Origin of the sequence: Pseudomonas sp. AM14(2022), from assembly GCF_036346455.1 — a bacterium.
Taxonomy (GTDB): Bacteria; Pseudomonadota; Gammaproteobacteria; order Pseudomonadales; family Pseudomonadaceae; genus Aquipseudomonas; species Aquipseudomonas putida_A.
In genome coordinates this window covers 341,633-348,713 of the sequence record NZ_JAOTNY010000006.1, presented here as the reverse complement: position 1 = coordinate 348,713, position 7,081 = coordinate 341,633, and the positions used below count along the sequence as shown (strand labels likewise).

The 7,081-nt window shown below is 61.9% G+C and carries 5 protein-coding genes; 3 read left to right on the top strand and 2 right to left on the bottom strand.

Annotated features, from left to right (window positions below):
• Window positions 1-120 precede the first annotated feature (120 nt).
• A complete protein-coding gene (locus V3W27_RS15240) occupies window positions 121-1,563 on the top strand; it encodes a mechanosensitive ion channel domain-containing protein (protein ID WP_330206959.1) in 1,443 nt (480 codons plus the stop codon).
• 96 nt (window positions 1,564-1,659) lie between these two features.
• Complete coding sequence (locus tag V3W27_RS15235) at window positions 1,660-2,100, top strand: carboxymuconolactone decarboxylase family protein (protein ID WP_166495631.1); 441 nt, start codon at window positions 1,660-1,662, stop codon at window positions 2,098-2,100.
• Window positions 2,101-2,232: 132 nt separating this feature from the next.
• On the opposite strand, the gene V3W27_RS15230 is transcribed toward V3W27_RS15235, so the two are convergent.
• A complete protein-coding gene (locus tag V3W27_RS15230; protein WP_330206958.1) occupies window positions 2,233-3,825 on the bottom strand; it encodes a DHA2 family efflux MFS transporter permease subunit in 1,593 nt (530 codons plus the stop codon).
• Window positions 3,822-4,943, bottom strand: a complete 1,122-nt coding sequence (locus V3W27_RS15225; protein WP_330206957.1) for an HlyD family secretion protein — start codon at window positions 4,941-4,943, stop codon at window positions 3,822-3,824. Before V3W27_RS15225 ends, V3W27_RS15230 begins: the two co-directional genes overlap by 4 nt.
• 342 nt (window positions 4,944-5,285) lie before the next feature.
• Here V3W27_RS15225 and V3W27_RS15220 point away from each other — a divergent pair, with 342 nt between their 5' ends.
• Window positions 5,286-7,013, top strand: coding sequence for a ShlB/FhaC/HecB family hemolysin secretion/activation protein (locus tag V3W27_RS15220; protein ID WP_330206956.1), 1,728 nt, complete (start codon window positions 5,286-5,288; stop codon window positions 7,011-7,013).
• Window positions 7,014-7,081 lie beyond the last annotated feature (68 nt).

The window sequence follows — 7,081 nt, the reverse complement described above, 5'->3', positions numbered from 1 at the left end:
CCGCTCCCACATTGGTTTCCGGATGTTTTTGCGCGGGCGTTCTTCCTCTGAAATCAATTGCTCCTACACTTGCCCAATCTGTGCGATCTTCTCGCGATTGGGCCCTGTCGGAGTGCTTTGATGTTGTCTTTTTTGACCGAACATCCGTTGTTTTGCGCGTTGATCCTGATCCTCCTCGATCTGGGCCTGTGGCGCCTGATCAGCTCCCGTGGCAGCGAGTGGAAGCTGCTGGTGCGGGTGCTGATTTTCACCCTGTTCAGTGCGGTACTGTTCAACGAAGGGCTCAACCCGATGGAGCCGGCGCCGTGGGCTGACAACGTGCCGCTGCACCTGGCGGCGACCGGCTTGCAGATCGGCTGGTGGCTGTTCGGCGCGCGCACCCTGACCGTGCTGATCGGCGCGGTGATGATGCAGCGCGTCGGGCACACCGGACGGCTGTTGCAGGATCTGCTCGGTGCGGTGATTTTCCTGATCGCGATTATCGCGGCCCTGGCCTACGTGCTGGATCTGCCGGTCAAAGGTGTGCTGGCGACGTCCGGGGCCTTGGCGATCATCGTCGGTCTGGCGTTGCAGAGCACGCTCAGCGATGTGTTTTCCGGGATCGTGCTCAACACCACCAAGCCCTATCAGATCGATGACTGGATCTCGATCGATGGCACCGAAGGCCGGGTTATTGATATCGACTGGCGCGCCACGCGTCTGCAGACCAGTCAGGGCAGCATGGCGGTGATTCCCAACTCGCTGGCGGCCAAGGCCAAGATCATCAACTTCAGCCGACCGAGCAACATGTTCGGGGTAGCCGTCAGCGTCCAGGTCAGCCCGCACGCTCGCCCCAACACGGTGATCGACGCGCTGGAACGGGCGATGCAGGGCTGCCGTCCGCTGCTGGACAATCCTTCGCCGAGCGTCGCGCTGAAAAGCTCCAGCAGCGCCGGTGCGGAATATGAGATCAGCGGCTTCGTCTCGTCGATGGATCAGAAGCGCTCGGTGCGCAATCAGCTGTTCGATCTGGCTTACCGACACTTGCAGGCGTCCGGGATCAATCTGTTGTCGAGCGTCGAACCGATTGTCACCGGCAACCTTTCGCGGCCACGGGCGCTGCTCGACAGTTCGCCGATTTTCTCCACCCTGCGCCAGGAAGAGAAAGACACCTTCAGCCAGAACATGACCCTGCAAACCTTCCGTGCTGGCGAGACGATCCTTGAGGCCGGGGAGGTCAGCGATCATTTGTTCATCATCGAATCGGGCGTGGTCAGCGTGACCTTGACTCGCCATGGCAGCCCGTTCGAATCCGGGCGCATGGGGCCGGGGGAGGTGATCGGCGAGGCCGGCATCCTCTCCGATTCGTCGGTGCCGGCGACCTTTGCGGCGAAAACCTTTTGCGCGTTGTATCGCATCGAAAAGACCTACCTGAAGCCGTGTCTGGATGCCCGCCACGACATCAATGAGGCGATGAAAGCCTTGCTCGATTATCGCCTGCACAAGGCTCAGACCCTGACCCAGGACGTGCCGCCCGTGGTGGCGAAAACCGGGTTTCTGCAGTGGTTGCGCAATCGCGTGTGATGCGGTGGTCTACTCGTCTTCCGGGAGATTGGCTATTTGTGCGGAGCGGGGGTGGGACTACCTTAGTCACACATTCACTGGCCCCGGAAACTCATCATGCAAACTCGTACCGATTTCTACACCGCTTCCCCTGACGCCCTGAAAGCGATGATGGCCCTGGAAACCGCGGTCTCGAAACTGCCGCTGGAAAAGACCCTGATTGAACTGGTCAAGCTGCGCGCTTCGCAGATCAACGGCTGCGCCTTCTGCATCGACATGCACACCGCTGACGCGATCAAGGGCGGCGAAACCCCGCGTCGACTGTTCGCCGTCACCGCGTGGCGTGAAGCGCCATTCTTCACCGAGCGCGAACGTGCTGCACTGCTGTGGACCGAGTCGCTGACCCAACTGAGCCTGACCCACGCCCCGGACGAAGACTACGACATCGTCGCGGCGCAATTCACGCCCAAGGAAATGGTCGACCTGAGCGTGGCGATCAACACCATCAACAGCTGGAATCGTCTGGCGGTGGGCTTCCGCAAAATCCCGCAGCTCTAAGCCCCAGACACAATCTTTTGTAGGAGTGAGCCTGCTCGCGATAGCGATTATCCGTTCAACATTAATGTTGAATGAACTGGCGCCATCGCGAGCAGGCTCACTCCTACAGGGGGCATGCATTGCAGATCTGGATCAATGCCCATCCGCACTCGGCGCGGCCGGTGGTTGTACCTTGCGCATCAAGGGCACCATCGCCGTGGCGATGATGAAGCACAGCATGATCATCAAAAAGGTATCGCCGTAGGTCTGGGTCTGCGCCTCGCGGTAGGTCAGCAGCCACAGTTGATGCAGACCGGCGGTGACGCCGACGTCACCACTCTGACCCAGTGTCGCCAGGTTGCCACCGACCTGCGACAGCCACTGATTCATCGCCTCGTTGCTGCTGTTCAAATGCTCGGCCAGGCGAGTGAAGTGCAGGTTGGTGCGGTCATTGAGAATGGTCGCGCACGCGGCAATCCCGATCGCTCCGCCCAGATTGCGCATCAGGTTGAACAGCCCCGAAGCGTGCTTCAAGCGTGCCGGTGCCAAGCCTCCCAAGGTCAGTGTCACTGCCGGCGGCACCGCCAGTTGCTGGGCGATCCCGCGCAGCGCCTGCGGTAGCATCAACTGGCCGGAACCCCAGTCGTGGGTGATCGGACTGAATTCCCACATCGACACGGCAAACAGGCCCAGGCCGATCATCATGATCCAGCGCAGATCCATGCGATTGGCGAGAAAGGCGTACAGCGGAATCGCCATGATCTGGAACACCCCGGTGGAAAAAACCGCCAGACCAATGTCCAGCGCGCTGTAGCCACGCACCCGTCCAAGAAACAGCGGAGTCAGGTAAATCGTTGCGAACAGACCGATCCCGGTGACAAAGGAAAAGAAACAGCCCAGGGCAAAATTGCGATCCTTGAGTGCGCGCAGATCGACGATCGGATTGGCCACGTGCAAGGTGCGCCCGATAAAGGCCAGACCCGCCAGACCGCTGATCCACGCCGTGGTCAGAATCGTTTGATCGCTGAACCAGTTCCAGCGCGGGCCTTCTTCGAGGGTGTATTCCAGGCAGCCGAGAAACAGCGCGAGAAACACCATGCTCAGGTAGTCCGCGCCCTTGAGCAGCGACAGCTCCGGCTGGTCAATTTTCACCAGCATCGGCACGGCCACCGCAACGAAAATTCCCGGCACCAGGTTGATGTAGAACAGCCAGTGCCATGAGGAAATGTCGGTGATCCAGCCGCCGATCACCGGACCCAGGGTCGGTGCCAGCGAAGCCACCGCACCGATGGTCGCGGCGGCGATCACCCGTTGTTTGCCACTGAAGAAAAAGAACGCGGTGGTGAACACCAGCGGAATCATCGAGCCGCCAAGAAAACCTTGCAGCGCCCGAAAGGCGATCATGCTCTGGATGTTCCAGGCCACGCCGCAAAGCAGACTGGCCAGGGTGAAGCCGACCGCCGAGGCGCAGAACAGCCAGCGTGTGGAGAACACCCGCGACAGCCAGCCCGACAGCGGGATCACAATGATTTCGGCGATCAGGTAACTGGTCTGCACCCAGGCGGTTTCGTCGGTGCCGGCCGAGAGTCCGCCGCCGATGTCACGCAGCGAGGCCGAGACGATCTGGATGTCCAGCAGCGCAATGAACATGCCGATGCACATCGTGGCGAAGGCGAACACTTTGGTCGCGGTGGCCATGTCGGCGGCGTTGAACGGTTGCGCCGGGGCGGTGAGGGCGGTGCTCATGGCGCGACGGCCACGGCGCTGGTTTCGGCTTGCGCGCGGGTGTCGACTTCAGCGGTCACCGATAGCCCCGGCCGCAGATGGCCGAGCACGCCGTCAGCCGGATCGAGGAGGATTCGCACCGGTACCCGCTGGACGATTTTGGTGAAGTTGCCGGTGGCGTTCTCCGGCGGTAGCACGCTGAATTGCGAGCCGGTGGCCGGGGCGAGGCTGTCGAGGCGGCCATGGAATTCCTGGCCGGAGAGCACGTCGGCGCGGATGCTCACCCGTTGTCCGGGTTGCATCCGCGCCAGTTGGTCTTCCTTGAAATTGGCATCCACCCACAGACCGCTGGCCGGCACCACCGACAACTGTTGCGAACCGGCCTGGGCATAGGCGCCGACCCGTGCGCGGCGGTTGCCGATCACGCCATCGACCGGCGCGCGCAGTTCGGTGTAGCCGAGATTCAATTGCGCCAGATCACGCTCGGCGCGGGCTTGTTGCAGGGCGGCGCGGGCCTGTTGTTTCTGGGTGTCGATCACCGCCAGTTGGCGCTGGGCGGCGAGCAATTCGGCTTGGGCGCGGGCACTCAGGGCCTGGGCGGTCTTGAAGGTGGCGTCGGCGCGTTGGGCGCTTTCCACCGACACGGCATTGGTGCTGACCAGACGTTTGTAACGCGCATTGTCATCCCGCGAGCGGGCGGTTTCGGCACCGGCGGCATCGATGCCGGCGCGGGCCTGGCCGATCACCGCTTGCTGCAGTTGTTCAGTGGCGTCGAGGTTGGCCAGCAGCGCCTCTTCGGCGGCAACGGCGCCCTCGGCTTTGGCGAGGCTGGCGCGATAGTCACGTGCGTCGAGGCGGATCAGCACGTCACCGGCCTTCACCGATTGGTTGTCGCTGACCAGCACTTCTTCGATGTACCCGGCGACCTTCGGCCCGATCACCGTCACGTCGCCACCGATGTAGGCATCGTCAGTCTCTTCAAGAAAACGCCCGGTGCCCCACCAATGACTGGCGTAAACGCCGACCACGACCAGCGCGACCAGGCCAGAGCCGGTCAGCAGCAGGCGTTTGCGCAGTGGCGGTTTGGCGGGGGTGACCGGGGCAGACAGGTCTGGCTCAAGGGTGGGCATGCTGGTCATGGCGTAATACCTGCGGAAACGGACTGTTATTACGGCTGTAATATGACGCAAGTAATATTTTGTGGCAATTATGTTTTTGTGCCAATCGTCAGTTGCTTACCCGGCCTCGGGGTTTGGAGCGGTTTCGATTCATGACGGCGCCAGTAATATGGGCCAAATCTTCAAGAACTCAATGAAAGCCCTCGGGGAACCCCTGATGGCGTAGCGTTGAACACAGCAAAATCAAATGTTTAAGAAATGTAAGCGTTGTAGGAAGCATCTTGCATTTGCGTAGGAAGGCTCTGACTATCACTCGCATTGATGAGGTGGCATTACGCTACTTTATGATTGCAAGGATGTTGCGTGCCGTATTCGCTTCGCGTTGTTTTTCGTCGTCGTTCCACGCTTTGCCCGCTGTTGTCGGCCTTTGTGTTGAGTGTGTGTGCCTCCTCGATTCAAGCGGCTGATCCTGTTGCGCCGGGCCAGGAAGTGCTGCGCCAGCAGCAACAGCAACAGCGCGATCTGCAACAACTGCAAATGGAACAGCGCAAGCGCCAACTGGAGCGCGGTGCGTTCGGCCCGGCACCGGTCACCCCGGCGATCCCGCAAACCGTCACCCCCGATGAGCGCTGCTGGCCGCTAAGCGGCACGCGCATTGGCGGCGTCACGCTGATCGACAGCGCCAAGCTCAACGCCCGGATCAAACCGCTGCTGGCGCCGTGCATGGGCGTCGGCCAGATCAACCATCTGCTGGCGACCATCACCGCCGCCTACGTCGAGCAGGGCTACATCGCCAGCCGCCCGTACCTGTTGAGCGCGCCGGCGGCGGGGCAGTCGCTGGACATCATGATCGACGAGGGCTACATCGAGTCCATCGAACTGGCCAATCAGAGCCTGCCCGTTTCGCTGGGCGGCGCGTTCCCGCACATGCTCGGCCAGCCGCTGAACCTGCGCGATCTGGAGCAGGGCCTGGATCAACTGAACCGCTTGCGCTCGATCGACCTGACCGCCGACATCGCCCCCGGTAGCCAACCGGGTGCCTCGCGCATCATCCTGCGCTCGCGTACCTCCGGACAGTCGCGCTGGGCGTTGGGCCTGGGCATGGACAACCTTGGCAGCGCCAGCACCGGGCGTGACCGCGATACCGTCAGCCTGAGCTTCGACAGCCCGTTGCAACTCAACGATCTGTTGAGCCTCAGTGCCAGTGACACGTTGAATCAGGGTGACCGCTACAGTCGCAATGCCAGCCTGTATTACGCGATTCCCTACGGCTACTGGACCTACAGCGCATTCGCCAGCCACGCCGAATATCGCGCGCCGTTCAAACTGCCCAGCGCGACCTTGTACAGCACCGGCATCACCGATCAACTGAGCCTGCGCGCCGACCGCGTGTTGTGGCGCGACCAGAGTCGCCAGCTCAGCGCCAACCTGCAACTGGCGCACAAAGACGTCGACAGCTATCTGGAAAATGTCCGTCTGGGCATTCAAAGCCCGACCCTGACCGTGGCCGAAGCCGGACTCAATCTGTTCTGGCTCGACCGTGCGGTGTGGAACCTCGACTTCACTTACTCGCAAGGCCTGCGCTGGCTGGGCGCCGATGACGACGCCAATCACGCGGTCAGCAACCTGCCCAAAGCGCAGTTTCGCAAGTACCGCGCCGGCCTCAGCCAATGGCGCAACGGCCAGTTTGGCGCGCAAGCGTGGCAGTGGCAGAGCCAGCTCAATCTGCAATACAGCCCCGACCCGTTACCGGCCATCGAACAATTGCTCGGCACCGACGATTCGGCGGTGCGCGGTTATCGGGTCAGCAGCGCATCCGGGGCCAGCGGCGCGATCTGGCGCAACACCTTGCGTCTGCCGCTGCGTAGCGATTGGCCGGTGCAGATCACCCCGCGCGTGGGCCTGGACAACGGCTGGCTCAAGGCCGACCACGGCGCCCAGGGCCAGCGCCTGAGCGGCGCCAGCGTCGGGCTGAATCTGGGCTGGAAGAATCTGCAAGTGGACGTCGATTACCAACGCGCCCTCAACACCCCCAACGGTTTGCAGCACGAGCCAGAGACCTGGCTGATGCGCGTGGGGTTGCAGATATGAGCACCAGCGAGACTCATCAAGCAGTGAACAAACAGCCGTCGGATCTGAGCGCGACAGCCACGGCCAAT

Excerpts from the sequence above, each read along its gene's own strand:
- V3W27_RS15240 (WP_330206959.1), top strand. The coding sequence starts at position 121 with ATGTTGTCTTTTTTGACCGAACATCCGTTGTTTTGCGCGTTGATCCTG.
- V3W27_RS15235 (WP_166495631.1), top strand. The coding sequence starts at position 1,660 with ATGCAAACTCGTACCGATTTCTACACCGCTTCCCCTGACGCCCTGAAA.
- V3W27_RS15225 (WP_330206957.1), bottom strand. The coding sequence starts at position 4,943 with ATGACCAGCATGCCCACCCTTGAGCCAGACCTGTCTGCCCCGGTCACC.
- V3W27_RS15230 (WP_330206958.1), bottom strand. The coding sequence starts at position 3,825 with ATGAGCACCGCCCTCACCGCCCCGGCGCAACCGTTCAACGCCGCCGAC.